This window comes from Acinetobacter sp. Ac_3412 (assembly GCF_013072675.1).
Taxonomy (GTDB): Bacteria; Pseudomonadota; Gammaproteobacteria; order Pseudomonadales; family Moraxellaceae; genus Acinetobacter; species Acinetobacter higginsii.
Genome location: NZ_LXUJ01000009.1, coordinates 703,799 through 726,726, shown reverse-complemented (window position 1 = coordinate 726,726; position 22,928 = coordinate 703,799). Strand labels below are relative to the sequence as shown.

Here is a 22,928-nt window from a genome sequence, read left to right as displayed (position 1 = left end):
TTCGGGCTGTGGATATGATTCAGGAACGTAATGTTTCAACCACCCATGTATCTTTAATTCCACCACCTTGAGAAGAGTTCACCACGAGAGAGCCTGCTTGCATGGCAACACGTGTTAAGCCACCCGGCACAATTTCAGTGCGATAAGGTGAGCTGAGTACAAAAGGTCTTAAATCAATATGTCGCTCAGCAACACCTTCTGCTGTCATGGTTGGAGCGACGGAAAGTGCCAAAGTCGGTTGTGCAATATATAAATGTGGTGTCTCGATTAATTTCTGTCTAAAGCAATCGATCTGTTGTTGATCTGCTTGAGGACCAATCAACATGCCATAACCACCTGAGCCTTGTGCTTCTTTCACCACTAATTTTTCTAAGTTACTGAGCACATAGTCCAGTTGTTCCGCCTCTCGACATTGATAAGTTGGCACATTATTCAAAATAGGTACTTCACCTAAATAAAACTGAATCATTTGATCGACATAGGGATAAATCGACTTGTCATCTGCCACTCCTGTTCCCGGTGCATTGGCAATCACAACATTATGCTGTAGATAGGCAGACATCAGGCCAGGTACACCCAAAGTGCTGTCAGGTCTGAAACTAAGAGGATCTAAGAATTCATCATCAACACGGCGATAGATGACGTCTACCTGTTGGCGACCACGAATAGTTTTGACGAAAACCTTATCATCTTCTACATACAGATCTCGACTGCTTACCAGTGGTACATCCATTTCACGCGCTAGAAATGAATGTTCATAATAGGCACTGTTAAAACGCCCAGGTGTTAGCACCACAATTAATGGCTGATCGACATAAGCATTTTCTTCGAGAATTGCTCTTAACAGACTTGGATATTGCTCAATCCCCTGTAAATTATTACTGCTACACAGATCTGGCATCAATTTCTGACTGATTTTGCGACTTTCCAGCATATAAGACACACCTGATGGTGTACGTAGGTTATCTTCCAACACAAAGAAATCGCCTTGCCCGTCACGGATGATATCGATGCCACTAATTTGTGAATAAACCTTGCCTTTCAACTGGTGCTTTAACATATGGGGTTGAAATGCTTCGTGCGCAATCACTTGTTCTGCGGGAATCAAACCTTCTTTTAAAATATGCTGTCCATGATAAATATCATCTAGAAATAAATTTAATGCTTTGACTCGTTGTGCGCAGCCCGTCGCGATCTTTTCCCATTGCTTCTTTTCAATCACACGCGGTATCAGATCATAAGGAATGGTACGCTCAGCACCCTCCTGATCACCATAAACATTAAAAGTAATGCCTTGATATAAGAAATGCTGTTTTGCTTGTGCTTCTAGTGTTTTTAAATCGTCAAGACTACGAATACTCAACCATTGCTCAATTTTTTTGGACGCTTCACCGTTAAAACTTTTGTCATCTAACATTTCATTGAAAAATTGTGATTTAAGTTGCTCAAATAAATTGGTAGTCACATTGAGCTGTGAAATAAATGTAGAGGTATCAACGGACGCCGCTGGATTGGGTTCTGGTGCGTAATAATCTGTGCTGATATGTAGGTTGTGTTCTTGTTCTGACATAGAAACCTCGTCTCATCATTTATTTATATCTAAAGGAAGCAATTTCAATGCCACTTATACAAAATGATCAATTTTCAACCAGACTTAGAATATTTAAGCAAAACTAGGGTCATTTCAGTCGTAAATACGTAATCTAGATAGGATGGACTTGATAATTAAGTATAGTTTTTTTATTGTGTCTGCTTTAGACCATTGAATTATGTATTTCGCTTATGTCATCCATACAAGAAAAAGAAACATCCAATAGCCTTTATCGCCAATGGCAAATCTTATCCCGCCTTTCTACAGGGAAATGGATGGGCACCCGCGAATTACAAGAAATACTAGAACGCGAAGGCATTGATATCAGTCTGCGTACCATTCAGCGTGATTTAAATCAAATTGCACAGCGTTTCCCAATCGAGAGCAATAAAACCGTACCACAAGGCTGGCGTTGGCGTTCAGATGCACCAATTCAAAGCTTGCCCCACATGACCAGCTCGCAAGCAGTTACGTTTATGATGGTCGAAGAGCATTTACGTCACTTGCTTCCACCAAGTTTATTAGAAGAAATGACACCTTGGTTTGATTTGGCCAAACGTAGCCTATCGACACAAAATAATGTTCGACAATGGATCAACCGTGTTCGTATTGTACCGGCGACACAACCCTTGATTCCGCCTGTTGTCGACAAACATGCACAACAAGCGATTTATGAAGGTTTATTACAAGACAAACAGATCGAATGTATTTATCGCGCCCGTACCCATCAAGGCGAAGATAAGACCTATATCCTCAATCCTCTGGCTTTGGTTCAAAAAGGTGCAGTGATTTATTTAATCTGTACCCGAAATGATAAAACCGAAGTACAAACCTTCGCCTTGCACCGCTTTAAAGCAGCAACGGTATTGGAAAGTCGTGCCTTACATCCTGTGAACTTTGAAATTGATAATTATATTGAATCAGGTGCATTGGGTTTCCGGGTTGACTACAGCAAGCCAACCGAACAAATTCATTTAAAACTAACCATGACCGAGAGTACGGCCAAGAGTTTCTATGAAAGCCAGCTGAGTAAGGATCAAATCATCCAACATCTGGAAGAAAATATTGTCGAAGTCTCTGCAACAGTCCCATTTACCTCTCAACTGGTGTGGTGGCTGAGAAGTTTTGGTAAAAAAATGCTGAATATTGAACCCGCTGCCGTTTATAACGCAGTGAAAGAGATTGAAGAACAACCCCAATAAAAAAGAGAACCTTTAGGTTCTCTTTTTTATAAATTTTATTATCAAACACTCAGTATTATTTTTATTCTTTAAATGTTCAAACCAACCTCTCTCCCCGCCTTGATCAAAATTGGTTTGTACCTTTTTAAGCGCTTAGATTTAAATTAACATCGGCACGCTAATTCATAGCCATTGTAGCGGATTCTCTTTTTAGTCATGGTAAAACCCTCTTTGTTTGAACGTAGAATCACTATAACGAGGATTTTTTAGACTGTGAAATAACAAAGATTGGAATCAAAATCTAATTTTTTGCTATCACTGATCTTTACGTCAAGATCAACTTATCCATCTTCTTTTTTATCAGATAATAAAACTTCGAAGCGATGCAAATGGGTAAAACGCCCAGCCTGTATTTGATATTGATCAATCTGAGGCACTAATTGCTGGAAATGCTCCGACTGTACATGTAAATCCAGTGCTTCACGATCAACCCATTCTTCGATAAAAACAAAATGCCCTTTTTGTTTATGGTCATGATAAAGATCATAAGCAATGCATCCTGCCTCGGCTTTAGTTTTCTCTACCAACTCTTGATAAAGCGCTAACACCTCATCAATTTTGTCTGGCTGGATATAGTCTTCAGCAATCAGTTTTAAGGTCATTTACCTCGCTCTCCCTAAATATTTCCCATAAAAAAAGCTCTCAAATTCATGAGAGCTTTTTTGTCATCAATTCAGCTTATGCTGAAAATGGATGACGTAATACGATTGTTTCTGCACGGTCAGGACCTGTTGAAACGATATCAATTGGGCAACCAATTAAAGTTTCAATACGACGTACATAGGCCAATGCATTTGCAGGAAGTTGATCAATTTGAGTCAAACCGACAGTAGACTCGCTCCAACCCGGCATGGTTTCATAGATCGGTTTCAAGCTTTCGAATGAAATCGCATCAGAAGAACCTGCACAGCCAGAATCTACATCTTCATAACCCACACAGATTTTTACTTCTTCTAAACCATCTAATACATCAAGCTTAGTTAGGCAAATACCAGATAACGAGTTCACATCAACCGAACGACGTAAAATCTCAGCATCAAACCAACCACAACGACGTTGACGGCCAGTAGACGCGCCAAACTCATGACCAACTGTACCTAAGTGACGACCAATCGCATCACCTGTATCTGTTGCTGCATCATAATGCAACTCAGTTGGGAACGGACCTGCACCTACACGTGTTGTATATGCTTTGGTAATACCCAATACATAGTCTAAATGCAATGGACCCATACCTGAACCAGAGCTTACGCCACCAGCAGTTGTATTCGAGCTTGTTACAAATGGATAAGTACCATGATCGATGTCAAGCAATGAACCTTGCGCACCTTCGAACATGATTGCCTTACCTTCTTTGCGGTAATTATGTAATACAGTCGTTACATCAATCACTAATGGAGCAAGAACTTCGCGCCATGCATCACAAAGAGCAAGTACATCTTCAAACTTAACTTCTTCAACGCCATAGAATTGAGAAAGTTGGAAGTTATGCAGCTCAAGCATTTCCTTGAGTTTTTCTTCAAGTAAAGCACCACCACGAATCAAATCTGCTACGCGTACAGCACGACGTGCAACTTTGTCTTCGTAAGCTGGGCCAATACCGCGACCAGTTGTACCAATTTTCGCGTTACCACGTTTTTTCTCACGTGCTTGGTCAAGCGCGATGTGGTTTGGCAAAATAAGTGGACAGTTTGGAGAAATACGTAAACGCTCTTTAACAGGTACGCCTTCTTGTTCCAAAATCGCCATTTCTTTAATCAAGGCTTCAGGAGAAAGAACAACACCATTCCCGATTAAGCACAATACGTTTTCACGTAAAATACCTGATGGAATGAGGTGTAATACAGTCTTCTTACCACCTACCACAAGCGTATGGCCTGCGTTGTGTCCGCCTTGATAGCGAACTACCGCAGCCGCTTGATCTGTGAGCAGGTCGACGATTTTACCTTTTCCTTCGTCGCCCCATTGGGTACCAAGTACCACAACATTTTTGCCCATAATAGCCTCATTACATCATGCTGTTAAAATTGGAAACCAAGTCTTAAAAACTTGGCAATTAAATTTTTTCAATCACCCACTGCCCGTTTTGAGACACCAACTGATGGGTCGCATAAGGCACTGAGCTTAAATCATCATTACCCAACAACTGCACCACACGTGAACCTTTGCCACGTACATCTGCAATTGCATTTAATAAATCTTGATCATTGCCTTTCGGTGCAACCACAGTTTCAATTTCTACAAACTGTGTCGCGCCTAAAGCATATAAGTCACAACTAAATCCAGTTGCTGGACGCGCACGCCCAAAATGCTCACCAATACCATCATAACGACCACCTTGAGCCAGTGGTGCGGCACGATTCGGTGCATAAATGGCATACATCAAACCTGTATGATAGTGATAGCTGCGTAACTCAACGACATCTATCCCAATGTTCAGATTCGACCAACGTGACTGAATTTGCGCTAATGTAGATTTCAATGCAGCTAATGCATTTTTGAAATCCGCATCATTTAAAATATCTTGGCTTAAATGCGTTTCTAATGCATCAAGGTCGCTTGCATAACGCCCTAAAGCATAAAAGTCCGCACCCATCGCTAAATCTTGCGTGAATTCTTCTAACTCTGGGAAAGCTTTACGCTGATATAAATCAGAAAGTTCACTTTCGGTATTTTTATTTAAGCCAGCGCGTTTAACCAGACTACGGAATAAACCAACATGACCTAAATCTAAATGAGCGCCCTCTAAAGTATGAGTATGCTCAATTAACGCCAACATAACGTTGATCATTTCAACATCTGCTTCGATGCTGTCATGACCATACAACTCTGCACCTAACTGCAAAGGTGCACGGGTTGCATTGAAATTCTGTGGTTTGGTATGCAAGACTGAACCTGCATAGCAATAACGTGCTACACCTTCAATTGGTCGAACATGAGCATCTATACGCGCAACTTGCGGCGTCATATCCGCACGCACACCGAGTAAACGACCAGATAGTTGATCAATAACTTTGAAGGTAACTAAATCTAAATCTTGATTAGATTCTGAAAGTAGCGAGAGCGATTCGATGTATTCAATAAATGGCGTATACACCAATTGATAACCTCGAACTGCGAGGAAATCTAACGCTTCTCGACGCAAGGTTTCAACAACTTGCGCTTGTTCTGGCAATACATCTGCTACCCCGTCAGGGAGCAACCATGTCTCTGAAATGGCCATGTTCCAAACCTAAAATCTGTTCAATGTGGAAGCATCCACACAAAAAGCAACCACATAAAAAAATCGGGTGAATGCCCGATTCAGCGTAGTGTAGCACGAAGATTTATGTGATGCACCTTCGAATTTGAATAAATCTTTCGGGTTTATTGATCAACCAACTTCACTAAGTAAGAAAAATTAACGAGTAGATTCAATAGATTGAAACTAATCACTGAGAGTATAAGTCCATGTTCTTGTCCCTAAGAACTGCCTAACATCTGAACTATTGCCCTGCTTGCAATTAATCAAGTTTGATTTTTACAACATTGATTGCTTGGGAGTTAAATGCAAAACAGCCTGTCTAAAATTCCGAACCTTTTAAGCAGCGATTACCCCAAATAAATGAAACGCCTTAAGGTCTTGTTGTTCGCTCATATTAAAAAATCACACATTCCATTTTTTGACTTCTTTCACCAGAACTCAGGGCTAAAGATTCCCATTCAGGTATAAACACAAAATCGTGTCTAGAATATAAACTGACTGCTCGCTGATTTTTTGGAGATACGCTTAATACAATCCTAGAATGACCTTTAGCAACTGCTAAATCCTTAATCGCAGAAATCAGCAGATCGGCTATTCCACTGCCACGAAACACAGGATTAACCCACATCGCGATCACATTAAATTCATGTACAACGTTTTGAGTTCCACCAATAATCCCAATTGCCCGACCCCCTTTAATTGCTAAAATATATTGAAATTTAGCCTTTTGTGAGGCACGGTCACGCCATTCTGATTCACTATATTTCTCTGTAGTCGCATAATTAGCAGCGAAAACATCTGGACTATCAAGCAGCGACTCTAAACGAACGGTTTTAAGGATTTCCCAATCCTCCTCGGCTGTGAGACGCACCACCAATTCATCCAAGTTTGAACTCATTCAATACCTCGAACTTATCGCGAATCTGAATTTTTATAAAAGACTCTTAGAATTAGCTTAATATTTATTCAGTTCCTTTGCCGCCTTTTACTACGATTTCTAGCAAATTCACCATTTCAACATTTTGTTTTTCTAAGGCAGCAATATTTGCCACAGTTCGATCTAGAACCTCTTGTTGCACATGCATCTTCTTGGCCAGATCTTGCATGATTTCCAAACTCTTTTTCAGATGTAACTCTAGATGCACCACTTTCTCTTCAAGTTGCAAAACTTGAACATCTTGGTTTGGTACATCTACATTTTTAAACTGCAGCCAGAATAAAAATACAACCGCCGCTAATAAAATAGCAATAAATCCCCAAATCAACATCAATGTCATTCACTACTCCGAATTAATTTTTATATTATTTAAATCATTAATCACAAAAAGTTTCACACAAATCCAGCAAGCGATTTGCATATCCCCATTCATTATCATACCACGCAAAAACTTTTGCTTGATGCCCCACCACCATGGTTTGGGTTAAATCCACAATCAGAGAATAAGGCGAATGATTAAAATCACTTGAAACCAGATCTTCATCTGTCACTTGCATGATCTGCGCATAATCATATTGCGCCGCTTTGCTCAAAACTTCATTGATTTTATGCACAGTAATCGGTGAATGCGAAACAAAAGTGAGGTCAATGGCAGCCACATTAATGGTCGGTACACGAATCGAATAACCATTAATCCGATCTTCCATTTTCGGCATGACCTGTTTCAATGCACCCAAGGCACTCGATGTGGTTGGAATAATATTTTGCCCAGATGCACGTGCGCGACGTAAATCCCGATGGGCATGATCTAATACCGATTGATCTGCTGTGACCGCATGGATTTCTGTCATTAATGCGGTATTAATACCAAAGGCATCATCAATAATTTTGACCAACGGGACTAAGGCCTGTGTGGTACATGAGACACTGGAAATGATTTGATCTGTGGCCTTTACGTCATTGTGATTGACACCATAGACAATCGCCGCGTCCACAGAATCAAAAGGCGCAGCACCAATAATCACACGCTTCGCACCTGCCTCAACATGACGTGTGGCATCAGCACGTGAACGGAATAAACCGGTACATTCAAGCACCACATCAATATCTAAGTCGGCCCAAGGCAATAATTCTGGCTGAGCCTGCTTAAAGACTTGTAGTTTTAACTGACGTTGATTGGACTGGATATTCAAAAAAATATGTTGATTTTCAATTTGAATTTCAACTTGACCTGCAAAACGACCATGCGTGGTATCGTATTTGAACAAATGCACCAAGGTCTGCACATCTGCGATGTCATTAATGGCAACAATATCAAACTGAAATTGCTTAGGACTCTCAAACCACGCACGTAATACATTCCGACCAATTCGACCAAATCCATTGATAGCGATACGTTGCATGTAGCGTCCTTATTCATCAAAACATCATCTTTTCTATGCTATATGGTAAAACATCAAGCGCATTGTTGAATATAGATTTTTAGCTTAAACACAGTTTTATATGATATTGCTTGTAAAATCGTTGGTGAGGCAGGTATTTTCCGTTATAATTTAGCACTTTTAAAATCTATGCCACGCACTGGGTTCGATTGTAGAATCGTTAGACACAACGTACCTTGTTGCATATAGCCAAATTCAAAATTATGGAGTGTCTTGGTTGTGAGTACTCGCTTTATGACATCAGCTGAAATCCGTGAAGCATTTTTGCGTTATTTCGAATCGCAAGGGCATACACGTGTCGCTTCGAGTTCTCTCGTTCCCGCCAACGACCCAACTTTGCTGTTTACCAATGCTGGTATGAACCAGTTTAAAGATTGTTTCTTAGGTTTAGAAAAGCGCGACTATGTTCGTGCTGTTTCATCTCAAAAATGTGTCCGTGCCGGCGGTAAACATAATGACCTCGACAACGTAGGTTATACAGCGCGTCACCACACGTTCTTTGAAATGTTAGGCAACTTCTCTTTCGGTGATTATTTCAAACAAAATGCACTGAAATTTGCTTGGGAATTTTTGACCAGCGAACAGTGGTTAGGCTTACCGAAAGATCGTTTATATGTCACGGTTTATCATACCGATGATGAAGCATTTGATATCTGGAACAAAGAAATCGGTATCGATGCTGAACGTATTATCCGTATTGGCGATAACAAAGGTGGCCAATACGCATCAGATAACTTCTGGGCAATGGGTGACACAGGTCCTTGTGGTCCATGTTCTGAAATTTTCTATGACCATGGTGACCATATCTGGGGTGGCTTACCAGGTACTCCAGAAGAAGATGGTGACCGTTTCATCGAAATCTGGAACAACGTTTTCATGCAGTTCAACCGTACTGCGGATGGTGTCATGCACCCTCTTCCAGCACCTTCTGTTGATACAGGTATGGGCTTGGAGCGTATTTCGGCTGTACTGCAACATGTCAATTCAAACTATGAAATTGACCTGTTCCAACACTTATTAAAAGCAGCTGCTGAAATCATTGGTTTAGATACCACTGCAATTGAGGCTGAAGCAAAAGCACAAAATAAACCAGTTGAATATCCTGCATCGTTAAAAGTGATTGCTGACCATGCGCGTTCATGTTCATTCTTGATTGCTGACGGTGTTAACCCTTCAAATGAAGGTCGTGGTTATGTGCTACGTCGTATTATTCGTCGTGCCGTGCGTCATGGTAACAAGTTAGGTGCAACAGGTTCATTCTTCTATAAGATGTTACAACCGCTAATTGAAGTGATGGGCGATGCCTATCCTGAACTTGCAGCGCAGCAAGCACGCATCGAAGCACAGCTTCTTAAAGAAGAAGAGCAATTCGCGAAAACACTTGAGCAAGGCTTGAAGTTGTTAGAAGGTGAATTAGCACAACTGAAAGGCAATGTGATTGCTGGTGAAACCGTATTTAAACTTTACGATACTTACGGCTTCCCAACAGATTTAACAGCTGATATCGCACGTGAACGTGATCTTACTATTGACGAAGCTGGCTTCGAAGTTGAAATGGCTGCTCAGCGTCAACGTGCACGTGATGCAGGTAAGTTTGCAGTTGACTACAACAGCATTGTTAAAGTTGAAGGTGAAACTCAATTTGACGGCTATGATGCAACTCAAGGCCAAGGTCAAATTGTTGCAATCTATAAAGATGGCATTCAAGTTGATGAAATCAACGAAGGTGATGAAGCGCTTATCGTATTGAACCAAACCCCTTTCTATGCAGAAAGCGGTGGTCAAATCGGTGACACAGGTATCTTCAAAAACGATACAGGTATTTTCGAAGTTCAAGATACCAAAAAATCTGGTGGCGCATTTGTCCATCAAGGTATCGTGACCATGGGTAGCCTCAAAGCCACTCAAAATGTTGAAGCAACGGTTAAAGCAGACATTCGTGCAGCAACAGCGCGTAATCACTCAGCGACTCACCTTCTACATGCGGCTTTACGTCAGATTCTTGGTGAGCATGTACAACAAAAAGGTTCTTTGGTTGCCAGCGATATTTTACGTTTTGACTTTGCCAATGACCAACCTGTTTCGTTTGAACAATTGCAACAGATTGAGCGTTTAGTCAATGCTGAAGTCATTGCGAACAGTCCTGTAACAACTGAATTACTTGATATTGAATCAGCAAAAGCCAAAGGCGCAATGATGCTATTCGGTGAGAAGTATGGCGAAGAAGTTCGCGTGCTGTCTATGGGTTCTATTATTGAAGAGAAAAACTTCTCTATCGAACTTTGTGGTGGTATTCACGTTAAGCGTACAGGTGATATTGGTCTATTTAAAATCACTTCTGAAGGTGGTGTTGCTGCTGGCGTTCGTCGTATTGAAGCCGTGACTGGCACCAAAGCGCTTGAAGTGGTTCAAAAAGCAGAAACAGATATCCAAATCATTAACGGTTTATTGAAAGCGCAAAAAGACCAAACTGTAGAGAAAGTTGAAGCAATTGTTGAAACTGCTTCTAGCCTACAAAAGCAAATCGAACAATTGAATCAAAAGTTAGCCAGCTTCCAAGCGGCTGAGCTTTTAGATCAAGTGAAAGAAATTGCGGGTCGTCAAACGCTTATCACATCGGTAAAAGGTTTAGATGCCAAATCATTACGCAATCTTCATGACAGCGTAAAATCAAAATTAGAAGATGCAGTCATTATTTTAGCTGGTGTTGAAGGTGATAAAGTGAGTTTAATCGCTTCCGTCGCTAAACAATACGCTGCAACTCTAAAAGCAGGTGACATCATCAAACACTTGGCTCAAGAGCTGGGTGGTAAAGGTGGTGGTAAACCTGACTTAGCACAAGGTGGCGCGCCACTTAACGAGAAGTTTGATCAAGTCATCGCAGCATTACCTGCTTGGCTTGCGCAATAATAAAGACTTCACTTTTGTGTAACTGACCCTGATGCCTCTCAGGGTCATGGCTTATATGGAACAACTATGGCTTTAATCGTTCAAAAATATGGCGGTACCTCTATGGGTACTCCTGAGCGCATTTTAAATGTTGCTCATCGTGTCAAGCGTTGGCATGATCATGGTCACAAGGTGGTCGTGGTTGTATCAGCAATGAGTGGTGAAACTAACCGCTTACTTGCGCTTGCCAAAGCCATTACTAGCACCCCTGACCCACGCGAATTAGATCAAATGGTGTCAACGGGTGAACAAGTAACGATTTCCATGTTAGCTATGGCACTTAATTCAATTGGTGTAGAAGCTAAATCATATACAGGTCGTCAAGTTGGTATCAAAACTGACAGCGCGTTTACCAAAGCACGTATTGAATCCATTGATACTGATGTAATGACCGCTGATCTAGATGCTGGTCGTGTCATCGTCGTTGCCGGTTTCCAAGGTTATGATGCCAATGGCAATATCACAACTTTAGGTCGTGGTGGTTCAGATACTTCAGGCGTTGCACTTGCAGCAGCACTAAAAGCAGATGAATGTCAGATTTATACCGATGTAGATGGTGTTTATACCACTGACCCTCGTGTAGCGCCTAAAGCGAAGAAAGTTGACCGTATTTCTTTTGAAGAAATGCTAGAAATGGCATCTTTAGGTTCGAAAGTTTTACAAATTCGCTCTGTTGAATTCGCAGGCAAATATCAGGTGCCATTACGTGTATTATCAAGCTTTGATAACGATAATGATGGCGCATTTGATGAAGATTTCAAACAAAACGTAGGTACACTAATTACGACTGAGGCGGAAGACGATATGGAACAACCAATCATCGCAGGTATTGCATTTAACCGTGACGAAGCAAAACTCACTATTTTAGGTGTTCCTGACGAACCAGGTATCGCATCTAAAATCTTATCACCGATCAGCAATGCCAACATCGAAGTGGATATGATTATCCAGAATGTTGAAGAAGACGGTACAACAGATTTTACTTTTACCGTGAATCGTAACGACTTGGCGAAAGCAAAAGCAATTTTAGAACAAACTGCAAACAGCATCGAAGGTTGTGAAGTTGTGACGCGTGATGACATCGTAAAAGTGTCAATCGTAGGTGTTGGTATGCGTTCTCACGCAGGTGTAGCGAGCAAAATGTTTACTGCATTAGCTGAAGAAAGCATTAATATTCTCATGATTTCTACATCAGAAATCAAAGTTTCTGTGATCATCGAAGAAAACTATTTAGAATTGGCAGTTCGTTGTTTACATACAGCTTTTGGCCTAGATCGTGAACACGGCGAAAGCAGTGCACGTGCTTAATTAATAGCTGCTTAAACATATTTACTCGCAAGTAAATAAGAAAAAAAACAGAGCCACTATAGTTTTTCTTATAGTGGCTCTGTTATATTAGCCTTGAGGTTTTTAAAAAGACTCTCACAGAACTTACGAAAAAAAATGTTTTTTACATATTTCTGTTAGAGTTTTCTGTATATTAGGCTGTGCTTTCAAACAATGAATTCCCTGTCGCAAGTTTAAGCGTTTAGCAAGGAGATAAACATGCTGATTCTGACCCGTCGTGTCGGAGAAACATTAATGATTGGGGATCAAGTCAGTGTTACTGTGCTTGGCGTAAAAGGCAATCAGGTGCGTATTGGTGTAAATGCTCCAAAAGAAGTTTCTGTGCATCGTGAGGAAATTTACCAACGTATCCAACATGAACGTGCCATGCATGAGCATCTGCAACATCTTGATCAAGATTATCAACATTCTTATGAAGAAGAGAATAATGATTTTTCTCAACATAATAACTTCAATCGTTAATATGCCGCATTCTTCTCGAATGATTAAAGCGACTAAAATTAGTCGCTTTAATTGTTTTTACAGCCCTAAAACTTTCTTGACAGGCGCATAACTACGGCGGTGTTGATCAATGACACCATGAGCCGCAATCGCTTCAAAATGTGCTTTAGTTGGATAACCTTTGTGTTTAGCAAAGCCATAGTCAGGATATTGCTGATCTAACTCATGCATCTGACGGTCACGGGTCACTTTCGCTAGAATACTTGCCGCACTAATTTCTGCATGGCTAGCATCCCCCCCCACAATCGCCTCACACGGAATCGTAATTCCTTTTGGAATCTGGTTACCATCCACAATTACTTTTGCAGGAGAAGCCGCTAATCCCTCTACTGCACGACGCATTGCAAGAAAAGTGGCTTGCAAAATATTCAATTCATCAATTTCAGCATGGCTTGCTTCAGCAATTGACCAAGCTAAAGCTTTTTCTTGAATCTCCAAGAACAGCTTTTCTCGTTTTTTTTCGGTTAACTTTTTAGAATCATTTAAACCCTTAATCGGATTATTTGGATCTAAAATGACTGCGGCAGCAACAACAGAACCCACTAAAGGTCCTCGCCCTGCCTCATCTACACCAGCAACTCTCATATAAAATCTCTAAAGGCCGATTACTCAGCCTTATCTTATTAACCCGCTTTCTTGAAAGTTTCAGCCACACATGCATTTACAGTTTGAGAAACCACTTGAGTCACAATCGTCGCGCGTGCTGTTGGATCAATAGCTGCGGTAGCCAATTCTACTGCTGTTACGCTATTTGGTGCTTTTTCACTAACACAGCCACAAACTTCAGTTTGAATATTTTCACGTTGTTCTGCGGTCATTACACGTGTCGCTGTTTTCCACGCTGGCAGCGTATTAATTTCATTAATACATTTCGCATTTACAGCAACTTTCAATGCAGCCATGCCTAACTGTTGTGAAGTTGTACCCACTGAGTTATTTCCATCTGGAGTAACACAGCCTGTTAAAGCTAAAACAGCAGGAGCTACAATAAGTACCAACTTTTTCATGATTTCTAACCTGTATCTAATTTTTGGCAGGCGTATTGTGCCTAAATGACACGCGTTATGATATGACTCAGCGCCATACTTACATAATATAACAATCACACGGCACTTATAAGCACTACACCGTTCTACTCATAAAACGCTCTGTTACATTTACACTGTAGGAGAATGAAAAAGCGCTATCTATTATTAAAAATAATTACCTATAACAAAGCCAGGATGTTGCAATGTCAACCTCAGCACAATATTACACGCGTACGGCACAAGTTATTCATTGGCTCATGGCTGCGATCTTCATTGCTGCCTGGTTGATTGGTTTCTATAGTGGCAACTTTCTCAGCTATGAGGTTGATGGAAGCTTCAAGGGAACTGTGATTACCCTACATAAAAATATAGCCACCACTATTATTTTCTTAGTGGTTATCCGTATTTTTTGGCGCTATACCCACCCTGCACCAGAATTACCAGACACCATGTCACCAACAATGAAAATGTTGGCGCATGTTGGACATTTATTCCTTTATTTAATGCTATTAGCGCTGCCAATTACTGGCTGCTTATTTAGTTGGAGTGCTGGACACCCTGCACCAGTTTTATATTTATTCGAAATTCCACGCTTGGTACAAGACAATCCAGAATTACTGGCAATTGTTAAACCGCTACATATTTATCTTTCATGGTTCGCTGGCCTACTCGTTGCTGGACATGCTTTGGCTGCAATTAAACATCATCTGATTGATAAAGATAATGTCTTGCTCAGTATGCTACGTCAGCCCAAATAATTCTTCAGATATAAAAAAACCGCTTTACGCGGTTTTTTAATTTAGATCTTTTTCACTTCTGCAATCCACTTTTGCTTTTCTTCATCCGAAATGAATGAAGCTTCAAAAGAGTTGATTGCCAGTTGCTTTAATTCATCATTGCTTAAATCCAAAGCTTGCTGAATCGCCACAAAGTTATCATTCATATAACCACCGAAATATGAAGGATCATCTGAGTTCACAGTAACATGTACGCCCTGCTGCAATAAACGGCGGATGTTGTGCTCACCCATGTCTTTTACAACACAAAGCTTTAAGTTACTTAAAGGACAAACTGTTAAAGGCATTTTCTCAGCGATTAAACGCGCCATTAAGCGCTCATCTTCTTCAGAACGCACACCATGATCAATACGGTTTACTTTTAACAAGTCTAAAGCTTCCCAAATATATTCTGGTGGGCCTTCTTCACCCGCATGTGCCACGATCAAGAAACCAGCTTCACGGGCTTTAGCAAATACACGCTCAAATTTTGCTGGAGGATGTCCAACTTCGCTTGAGTCTAAACCGATCGCAATAATGTCATCTTTGAATGGCAATGCTTGCTCAAGCGTTTCAAATGCTTTTTCTTCACTTAAATGACGCAAGAAACACATGATCAACTGAGAACTAATTCCTAACTTTTCTTTTGCATCTGCACAGGCACGTTTTAAGCCAGCCAACACAGTTGCAAATTCAACCCCACGTTCAGTATGCGTTTGTGGGTCGAAGAACATTTCGGTATGTACCACACGATCTTCAGCACATTTCTCGAAATATGCCCAAGCAAGATCATAAAAATCTTGTTCAAGCACCAGCACATTTGCGCCCGCATAATAAATATCTAAGAAAGATTGAAGATTATGGAAGTTATACGCTTGCTTCACTTCTTCAACCGACTGATAGGGAATCTGAATCTGATTACGCTGTGCAATTGCAAACATCAGTTCTGGTTCAAAAGTCCCTTCAATATGCACATGCAATTCGGCTTTGGGTAAAGCACGAATCAGCTCGATTTGATTCATATTAACTCCACGTCTAAAGAAAAAAGGGTGTTATCGAAATAACGCCCTTTTAGGCTCTCTTCACAGAAAGAGCTGTTATTCAAACAGCTCACAAAGAGAATGATAAAATAATAATAACGATTTGCTTAGCCGCCAAATGCAACAAATTTAAACACCCACAGTGCCGCAATAATCCAAACCATATAAGGAACTGTCTTTGCTTTTCCTGTCAGTAGTTTCACCAATGCATAGCTGATAAAGCCCATCGCGATACCATCTGCAATTGAATAGGTAAATGGCATAAATACGATGGTTAAAAAGGCAGGAACAGCTTCAGTAATATCATCCCAATCGATATGTGTGATCCCTTGGATCATCAACACACCAATAAATAACAATGCGGGTGCTGTTGCAAAACCTGGAACTGATTGAGCCAATGGTGCCAAGAACAAGCAACCAATGAATAGGAATGCAACAACGACTGCGGTTAAACCCGTACGTCCACCTGCCGCAACACCTGAAGCTGATTCAATATAAGGTGTAGTTGACGATGTACCTAAAGCAGCACCCGCTACGATTGCAGTTGAATCTGCAAATAATGCCTTCTTCAAACGTGGTAATTTACCATCTTGAAGCAGGCCTGCGCGATGTGACACACCAACTAAGGTACCTGTACTGTCAAATAAATCGACAATAAAGAAGACGAAAATCACCCCAACCATACTGGCAGTAAATAGACCTTCGAAGTCCATTTGCATAAAGGTAGGTGCTAGAGAAGGAACTTGACCGACAACACCCTTGAACTCATTCAAGCCCATTGCAGTTGCAATCGCAGTCACAACCAGAATACTAAGAATGATCGCACCACGTACTTTAAACTGATGCAAAACTACAATCATTAAAAAACCAAATAAGGCCAATAAGACTGTTGGCTGTTTGATATCGCCTAGACCAACCAAGGTCGCTGGATTATCAACAATAATGCCTGCATTTTTCAGTGCAATTAAAGCAAGGAATAAACCAATACCACCACCAATTGCAAATTTCAGAGACATTGGAATTGCATTGACAATTGCTTCACGAATTTTAAAGAAGCTAATTGCAAGGAAAACCAACCCTGACACAAAAACTGCAGCTAAAGCAGTTTGCCAAGGCACGCCCATGCCTAAACAAACAGAATAGGTAAAATAAGCATTTAAGCCCATTCCAGGTGCAAGTGCGATTGGATAGTTCGCAATAATCCCCATGACCAAACACCCAATTGCCGCAGCCAAACAGGTTGCAACAAACACAGCACCATGATCCATGCCAGTTTCAGAAAGAATGAGTGGGTTTACAATGATGATGTAACACATCGTCAAGAATGTAGTTACACCTGCTAGAACTTCCGTTCTAAAGTTGGTTTTGTTTTCGCTCAGCTTAAATAAGCGTTCTAACAAACCAGCCGAAGCATTAGGCGTTGTCATAACATAGCACCTGTTGAAATCTAAGATCGTAGAATATGAAATCTATACGTTTGTGTTTGCAATCTTTTTTGAATGTACACAAAAAGGTATACAAGGCTAAAAGCAATCTATATGCCAGCTTTGCGCTTGTTACACAGAAGATATGTATAAATTCGATTCCGATATCAAAACGTAAAAAGCCGCATATCAACATGCAGCTTTTTATTTAATGGTAAATATTTTAACAGATTCTACTCAAAACTTGAGTATCACAATACAAAAAAAGCGTATTTCACGATCAAACTCAGATGATTGAATCAGCAATGCTCTTTATTGGCACATAAAACTACTGATTACGCTGATAAGAGGATAAATGCGTATGTTGATTATGCTGTATCGTATTCAAGCTGTTTTCGGCATCTTGAACAATTTTCATTAGCTCTTGGCGTTTCTTGGTTTGGGCATCAACATAGGTGACATAACCCAAAATAAATACAGAAAAAGCCAAAGCGATCGCAATCTTAATCTTCATTATTATTATCTCTATTATAAAGTTTTCTTTAATGCTAACAAAAAAGACTGAAAAGGAGAACAAAAACGCATATTAAAATCACAAATGATAACCACATCACAATTATACAGTTATTCTAATAAGTTTTTTGCTTAATTTTCACTCAATCAAATATTAGAATATTCCAGTTTTTTTAGCAATGACATTTTATATAATTCAATAAGATAGATATAAACTATATCTTTATAACAGAAAAAACTGTTCATTTTCAGCAGCTAAAAACAAGAAAGCACTTTTGTCTAGACAAAAGTGCTTAAAGTCACATTAACGTGTTTAGATTAGAACTGGTAGTTCAAACGCACCAAGAAGTTGCGTGGTGTACCTGGCATTGACTCTGAACGCCAATATTCTTTATTGGTCACATTATTGACAGCGAATGTAATGTTCCAAGGATCTGCACTATAGCCAATCGCAGCATCTAGTCGAGTAAACCCAGCAAAGTCAGTTGGTTCTCTATCTAGGTTTCCGTTTGGATAAATTTTGGCATCACCGACATAAGTTGCCCCCACTTCACCATAAATCTTATCTGTTGGTAGATAACGAACAAAGAGATTACCAGTATGGTGAGGCGTATTATTTAACTCTTTTCCAACATTTTGTGGCTTGGGATCTTTAGAAACCTCCGTGTCCATATAGCTATAACCACCACGTACAAACAGATTATCTAAAGCACGTCCAATAAAGCTAAATTCAATCCCCTTGGACTGGTGCTGCGCACCAACAGCCCACTTTTCTGGCTCATCTGGGTTTGGCTGGTAACGGATATTGTTCTTACGGATGTCAAATACAGAAAGCTGGGTATTTAAACGATCATTCAGCCAATCACTTTTTATACCAACTTCGTATTGTTCATTGTATTGTGGTTTAGCATCAAATGTATCTACATCTGTATTTGCTGAAACAACACTTACTCCCACTCGCCCACCAAATGGCGCGAAGCTTTTACTATAAGAGGCATAAAAGCTCTGACTTTCTACAGGTTGCCAAATAAAACCTATATTTGGGCTAAAGCTCTCACCATCAATACGACGATGATAGTCCAGAGACTCACGTGATTTTAAACGGTTGGTGGTTTCAGATTGATAATAGTCATAACGACCACCCAACATGACTTTAAAATAATCATTAAAACTAATGAGGTCTTGGATGAATACACCATAACCTTCACCTTGGTTATAGTTATGTGTATTTAATATTAAGTTACCCGAACCTCTAGAACTGCTGCGCTCACCAGTTAACGGATTTACATAGCCATAGATAGCACCACCATCTTTCTTATTGGCTAAAAGCGGCTCACGTTGTTCATAAGTCCAGTCTGCACCAACCAATAAATTATGTTTAATACTGCCTGTATCAAACTCACCACGGATATCAAAAGTATTGCTAGTGGTTTTATTATCGGTTTTCTGCCAATAATAAATTTGTGAGATATCACCGACATGGCCTTTACATGTTCCAGCATTAGTTACCGTTGTACTTTCTGTCGCACATAATCCACCCGCATAAAAGTGATCAAAGTTTTGCTCTGCTTGACGATAACTTAGTGCCCAATGAAAATTCCAATTTGGTGCAAACTCGTAATTCAGGTCAGAACGCGCAACTTGTAAAACATCATTTACATAGTCTCCATCTTGGGCAAAACCTGTTTTAATCGAGGTTCCCTTCGGAAGTGCTGTATAAGATGGTCCACGATCCGGCACACGATGTAATTTATCGTAGGTATATTGCATGGTCCAAGTTAAACCCTCATCATTTTTATAAGTAAAACTTGGTGAAAGCATTTCGATTTTATTTTCAATGCCTGAACGGAAACTATCTGACTCTCCATATTCTCCAGTTAAACGTACAGCAACGTTATCTGTGAGCACTTGATTGAAATCTACTGTTGTTCCATAGTTATCATATGAACCACCGTAGATACCCACCGAGCTTTTTGAATCAAAATTGGCGAATTTACTCACCATATTGATCACTCCACCACCCGAACTACGACCATATAGAACCGACGCAGGGCCTTTTAAGATTTCAATACGTTCGATATTTGCTGTGCTACGGCGAACCTGACCGCTTTCACGAATACCATCACGATAAATATCGCCTGTATCTGCATTAAATCCTCTTAAGTTAATCCCGTCACCGCGCATGTCATAACTGGTTGATACACCTGGTGTCCCCTGTAGCATGACACTCAGATCATTGGCGCCATAAATTTTATATTTTTGCACATCAATGGTATCGATGGTCTGTGGAATATCTTTTTTCTTAAGACCATTTCGGGTCACACTTGCCTGATCATAATCGATATAACTTTTGATCGGATCAAGCTCGCTCATTGCTTCGATCTTAATAGTTGGCATCACTGCTGTTGGTGCTGGAGCCTCATTGGCAAAAGCATACTGTGCTTGCAACAGCATCATGGTTAACAAGCTAAATTTGAAAATAGGCTTGTGATGCATATTTAAGGGTAAAGAACGCATAAAATTTCTCAAAAAAACTCAGACAAAAATTAAAAAAATATTAAAAACAAAAAAACGCTACAATTTTAATAAAAATCATTCTCATTTTCATCATTTTTTGCATTAATTTTTGACTAAACAGGCCATTTATTATTCATTTAAAATTTATGCTTCATTTTCATCTTAAATCCAATCCTAAAAATATTTTTTAAATCTTTGAGTTCTTAGGAATAAATTCCATTTTTCTACACAATTTTACATTAGGCTACACAGAAAATAATTTGATCATTTTTGGGGTTTGATAATGAAAATTTCTACGTGTTATGGAAAACTGAGTGTACTCAGCTCAGCTTTACTCAGTATAAGTGCATCAATTTATGCTGCCGAACCCCAAAGTGAGACTCCCGCTTCCACGGTATCTGAATCAAGTACTCAGGTTCTACCTACCCTTTCATTCAAAGCTTCAGCAGAACCTCAAAAAGCCAAAGATGATGATATTAGTGCTGTACCTAAAACCATCATTACTCAAGAAGAAATGCTGCAATATGGCGACCAGTCGGTTATGGATGCTTTGCGTCGTGCTGCTGGTTTCCAGATACCAAGTTTTGGCCAAGGACCACGCGGCGGTGGTGGCGCTTCGGGCATGCGTTTTCGTGGTGGCGGCGCACCCACATTTTTGGTCAATGGCGAGCCCGTGCAAGGTGGCCCACGTGGTGGTATGTCGGTTATTGATACCATTACACCTGAAATGATTGAACGTATTGAAGTGGTCAAACAACCCAGCGTTGCCCAAGCCTCTGTTGCATCCTCAGCGGTAATCAATATCATTTTAAAAGAACCTCTAGATACCCGCTTAAATGGCTCAGTGAAGCTCGGCTATGGCTTACGCGATAGCGGTGAACAACAATCTGAACGCAAGCAAATCAACATTCAAGCAGACGGTCGTGAAAACCAGTGGTCATATAGCGTTTCAGCCAATCAAATGTGGATAGACAACACCTCAATCACAAAAACTGAAACAGCAACGGGAACACGCGAACAACTTCGTACCACCAACCGTACCATGCAGATGTTCTCCCCACGTTTGCAATACGATCTGGATGATCAGCAAAAGTTGATCGCAGAATTGTTCTACCGAAATATCAAAATGGATGGCTATTCATCCAATCAAACTCAAGATGACAAGAACGATAGTATTCGCTTAAACACGCGTTATGAACGTAAAGACAAAGACCTGAGTGATAAAATCCGCCTATCAGTCGAACGTCAGACAGAAACACAGCTCACCCGCTCGCCACAAAATACAATTTATACCGATGAAACAGTAAATGAATACGGGCTTGCCTATGATGGGGTCCGTAAATTAGATAAAGACCGTCAAATTAAATTTGGTTTTGATACTCGCAGTAATGAACTCGATAGCAATGTGAGCAAAAGTCTGGATGAGCAACGTTATGCTGTTTATGGTGAGGGTAGCTGGCGTTTTACAGACCGCCAAACGGTGACTTTAGGTGCGCGTCAGGAATGGCTGAATCGTTCAGGCTTGGTTGATTATCAAGACCAACATTTAAGCCCTGTTTTGGCTTATCGCTTTGACCTCACTGAGCAATGGTCGATTCAAACTAACTTGAGCCAAGCATTTAAAAGCCCAAATACCGATCGACTGGTTCCGAATGTGACTGTCTCTACAGACAGTGATGCAGGTAGCTTGAATAATCCCGATCGTGGCGGCAATCCAAATTTAAAACCAGAAAAAATCCGTGCAGCTGAATCCACCCTTGCCTATGATTCTGCTAGTGGTGGTGTGAGTGTCACAGCGTATCATCGTGAAATTAAAGATTACATCGAGAAAGTCATCGCACTTGAAGGCACACGTTATGTGGAGCGCCCACAAAACCAAGATCAAGCGACCACCTATGGCGTTGAGTTGTCTGGACGCTATGCACTCAAACAAACCGAAGCTGGGCATTCATTTATGCTCAATGGGCAGCTATCAACAGTTCGCGCTAAAATTGAAGATGGGCAACACCGTGAACGCTTAGCCAGTGATGTTGCGCCTTATAATACCAGTGCGGGCTTATCCTATAGCTATAAACCATGGCAACTCTCAACCAGCGTGAACATCAGTTACACGCCTGAATTTACCCGCTCCTTAGACGCTCAACCCTATGATCGCACCACCAATGAGCGTTTTAGCTTAGATTTGAGCGCAACCAAACGCTTTAGTCATGGCTGGGCAGCCAGTCTTAATCTCAATAACGTCTTGAGTACCAATTACAAGGAACGCCTCACCAACCAAACAGATGGCAGCTTATATCAAGCGAGAACCAATGAAAGCATTCCTTCATTACAATTTAGTCTTGAGAAAAAATTCTAATTCGCTTCCGCTTTTAAATGAT

19 protein-coding genes are annotated in these 22,928 nt (G+C 40.5%); 6 read left to right on the top strand and 13 right to left on the bottom strand.

Features of this window, described 5'->3' with window-relative positions; genetic code table 11:
- Positions 1–19 precede the first annotated feature (19 nt).
- A complete protein-coding gene (locus tag A7P54_RS11600) occupies positions 20–1,570 on the bottom strand; it encodes a circularly permuted type 2 ATP-grasp protein (protein ID WP_171549649.1) in 1,551 nt (516 codons plus the stop codon).
- Between the two features lie 212 nt (positions 1,571–1,782).
- Here A7P54_RS11600 and A7P54_RS18845 point away from each other — a divergent pair, with 212 nt between their 5' ends.
- On the top strand, positions 1,783–2,793 hold the full coding sequence (locus A7P54_RS18845) for a WYL domain-containing protein (RefSeq protein WP_151715747.1): 1,011 nt from the start codon (positions 1,783–1,785) through the stop codon (positions 2,791–2,793).
- 320 nt (positions 2,794–3,113) lie between these two features.
- Here A7P54_RS18845 and A7P54_RS11590 read toward each other — a convergent pair whose 3' ends face one another.
- From A7P54_RS11590 to A7P54_RS11565, 6 genes are all read right to left on the bottom strand, one after another.
- Positions 3,114–3,434, bottom strand: a complete 321-nt coding sequence (locus A7P54_RS11590) for a putative quinol monooxygenase (RefSeq protein WP_171549648.1) — start codon at positions 3,432–3,434, stop codon at positions 3,114–3,116.
- A 76-nt stretch (positions 3,435–3,510) separates the two neighbouring features.
- A complete protein-coding gene (locus A7P54_RS11585; protein WP_004805984.1) occupies positions 3,511–4,830 on the bottom strand; it encodes an adenylosuccinate synthase in 1,320 nt (439 codons plus the stop codon).
- 58 nt (positions 4,831–4,888) lie between these two features.
- On the bottom strand, positions 4,889–6,055 hold the full coding sequence (locus A7P54_RS11580) for an ATP phosphoribosyltransferase regulatory subunit (RefSeq protein ID WP_005211638.1): 1,167 nt from the start codon (positions 6,053–6,055) through the stop codon (positions 4,889–4,891).
- A 415-nt stretch (positions 6,056–6,470) separates the two neighbouring features.
- Positions 6,471–6,974 carry a GNAT family N-acetyltransferase gene (locus tag A7P54_RS11575; RefSeq protein WP_171549647.1) on the bottom strand — a complete coding sequence of 168 codons (504 nt, stop codon included), beginning with the start codon at positions 6,972–6,974 and terminating at the stop codon, positions 6,471–6,473.
- 64 nt (positions 6,975–7,038) lie between these two features.
- Positions 7,039–7,353: a hypothetical protein gene (locus A7P54_RS11570; RefSeq protein ID WP_171549646.1), complete on the bottom strand. Its 315-nt coding sequence runs from the start codon at positions 7,351–7,353 to the stop codon at positions 7,039–7,041.
- Between the two features lie 37 nt (positions 7,354–7,390).
- Positions 7,391–8,416, bottom strand: coding sequence for a type I glyceraldehyde-3-phosphate dehydrogenase (locus A7P54_RS11565; protein ID WP_171549645.1), 1,026 nt, complete (start codon positions 8,414–8,416; stop codon positions 7,391–7,393).
- A gap of 258 nt (positions 8,417–8,674) precedes the next feature.
- Between A7P54_RS11565 and alaS the strand changes: the two genes are divergently transcribed.
- From alaS to csrA, 3 genes are all read left to right on the top strand, one after another.
- Positions 8,675–11,365 (top strand): alanine--tRNA ligase, encoded by a 2,691-nt coding sequence (alaS, locus tag A7P54_RS11560; RefSeq protein WP_171549644.1) that lies wholly within the window; start codon positions 8,675–8,677, stop codon positions 11,363–11,365.
- Positions 11,366–11,431: 66 nt separating this feature from the next.
- On the top strand, positions 11,432–12,712 hold the full coding sequence (locus tag A7P54_RS11555) for an aspartate kinase (RefSeq protein ID WP_004805971.1): 1,281 nt from the start codon (positions 11,432–11,434) through the stop codon (positions 12,710–12,712).
- Positions 12,713–12,949: 237 nt separating this feature from the next.
- Entirely contained in the window at positions 12,950–13,213 is a 264-nt protein-coding gene (gene csrA, locus A7P54_RS11550; protein ID WP_004805969.1) for a carbon storage regulator CsrA, read from the top strand.
- 57 nt (positions 13,214–13,270) lie between these two features.
- On the opposite strand, the gene rnhB is transcribed toward csrA, so the two are convergent.
- A complete protein-coding gene (gene rnhB, locus A7P54_RS11545; RefSeq protein WP_171549643.1) occupies positions 13,271–13,837 on the bottom strand; it encodes a ribonuclease HII in 567 nt (188 codons plus the stop codon).
- 38 nt (positions 13,838–13,875) lie between these two features.
- Positions 13,876–14,259 carry a hypothetical protein gene (locus A7P54_RS11540; RefSeq protein WP_004805966.1) on the bottom strand — a complete coding sequence of 128 codons (384 nt, stop codon included), beginning with the start codon at positions 14,257–14,259 and terminating at the stop codon, positions 13,876–13,878.
- 224 nt (positions 14,260–14,483) lie between these two features.
- Here A7P54_RS11540 and A7P54_RS11535 point away from each other — a divergent pair, with 224 nt between their 5' ends.
- Complete coding sequence (locus A7P54_RS11535; RefSeq protein WP_005322154.1) at positions 14,484–15,038, top strand: cytochrome b; 555 nt, start codon at positions 14,484–14,486, stop codon at positions 15,036–15,038.
- A gap of 41 nt (positions 15,039–15,079) precedes the next feature.
- Here A7P54_RS11535 and A7P54_RS11530 read toward each other — a convergent pair whose 3' ends face one another.
- The 4 genes from A7P54_RS11530 to A7P54_RS11515 form a co-directional block, all read right to left on the bottom strand.
- Positions 15,080–16,078, bottom strand: a complete 999-nt coding sequence (locus A7P54_RS11530; protein ID WP_171549642.1) for an adenosine deaminase — start codon at positions 16,076–16,078, stop codon at positions 15,080–15,082.
- Positions 16,079–16,203: 125 nt separating this feature from the next.
- On the bottom strand, positions 16,204–17,523 hold the full coding sequence (locus A7P54_RS11525; RefSeq protein WP_004805960.1) for an NCS2 family permease: 1,320 nt from the start codon (positions 17,521–17,523) through the stop codon (positions 16,204–16,206).
- Between the two features lie 325 nt (positions 17,524–17,848).
- Complete coding sequence (locus tag A7P54_RS11520) at positions 17,849–18,034, bottom strand: hypothetical protein (protein ID WP_004805957.1); 186 nt, start codon at positions 18,032–18,034, stop codon at positions 17,849–17,851.
- Between the two features lie 317 nt (positions 18,035–18,351).
- Positions 18,352–20,550 (bottom strand): TonB-dependent siderophore receptor, encoded by a 2,199-nt coding sequence (locus A7P54_RS11515; protein WP_171549641.1) that lies wholly within the window; start codon positions 20,548–20,550, stop codon positions 18,352–18,354.
- Between the two features lie 283 nt (positions 20,551–20,833).
- On the opposite strand from A7P54_RS11515, the gene A7P54_RS11510 reads away from it, so the two are divergent.
- Positions 20,834–22,906, top strand: coding sequence for a TonB-dependent receptor (locus A7P54_RS11510; protein WP_171549640.1), 2,073 nt, complete (start codon positions 20,834–20,836; stop codon positions 22,904–22,906).
- Positions 22,907–22,928: the final 22 nt, after the last annotated feature.

Excerpts from the sequence above, each read along its gene's own strand:
- A7P54_RS11570 (WP_171549646.1), bottom strand. The coding sequence starts at position 7,353 with ATGACATTGATGTTGATTTGGGGATTTATTGCTATTTTATTAGCGGCG.
- A7P54_RS11540 (WP_004805966.1), bottom strand. The coding sequence starts at position 14,259 with ATGAAAAAGTTGGTACTTATTGTAGCTCCTGCTGTTTTAGCTTTAACA.
- A7P54_RS11530 (WP_171549642.1), bottom strand. The coding sequence starts at position 16,078 with ATGAATCAAATCGAGCTGATTCGTGCTTTACCCAAAGCCGAATTGCAT.
- A7P54_RS11590 (WP_171549648.1), bottom strand. The coding sequence starts at position 3,434 with ATGACCTTAAAACTGATTGCTGAAGACTATATCCAGCCAGACAAAATT.
- A7P54_RS11600 (WP_171549649.1), bottom strand. The coding sequence starts at position 1,570 with ATGTCAGAACAAGAACACAACCTACATATCAGCACAGATTATTACGCA.
- A7P54_RS11520 (WP_004805957.1), bottom strand. The coding sequence starts at position 18,034 with ATGAAGATTAAGATTGCGATCGCTTTGGCTTTTTCTGTATTTATTTTG.
- A7P54_RS11535 (WP_005322154.1), top strand. The coding sequence starts at position 14,484 with ATGTCAACCTCAGCACAATATTACACGCGTACGGCACAAGTTATTCAT.
- A7P54_RS11575 (WP_171549647.1), bottom strand. The coding sequence starts at position 6,974 with ATGAGTTCAAACTTGGATGAATTGGTGGTGCGTCTCACAGCCGAGGAG.
- A7P54_RS18845 (WP_151715747.1), top strand. The coding sequence starts at position 1,783 with ATGTCATCCATACAAGAAAAAGAAACATCCAATAGCCTTTATCGCCAA.
- rnhB (WP_171549643.1), bottom strand. The coding sequence starts at position 13,837 with ATGAGAGTTGCTGGTGTAGATGAGGCAGGGCGAGGACCTTTAGTGGGT.
- A7P54_RS11580 (WP_005211638.1), bottom strand. The coding sequence starts at position 6,055 with ATGGCCATTTCAGAGACATGGTTGCTCCCTGACGGGGTAGCAGATGTA.
- A7P54_RS11585 (WP_004805984.1), bottom strand. The coding sequence starts at position 4,830 with ATGGGCAAAAATGTTGTGGTACTTGGTACCCAATGGGGCGACGAAGGA.
- A7P54_RS11555 (WP_004805971.1), top strand. The coding sequence starts at position 11,432 with ATGGCTTTAATCGTTCAAAAATATGGCGGTACCTCTATGGGTACTCCT.
- A7P54_RS11565 (WP_171549645.1), bottom strand. The coding sequence starts at position 8,416 with ATGCAACGTATCGCTATCAATGGATTTGGTCGAATTGGTCGGAATGTA.
- A7P54_RS11510 (WP_171549640.1), top strand. The coding sequence starts at position 20,834 with ATGAAAATTTCTACGTGTTATGGAAAACTGAGTGTACTCAGCTCAGCT.
- A7P54_RS11515 (WP_171549641.1), bottom strand. The coding sequence starts at position 20,550 with ATGCGTTCTTTACCCTTAAATATGCATCACAAGCCTATTTTCAAATTT.
- csrA (WP_004805969.1), top strand. The coding sequence starts at position 12,950 with ATGCTGATTCTGACCCGTCGTGTCGGAGAAACATTAATGATTGGGGAT.
- A7P54_RS11525 (WP_004805960.1), bottom strand. The coding sequence starts at position 17,523 with ATGACAACGCCTAATGCTTCGGCTGGTTTGTTAGAACGCTTATTTAAG.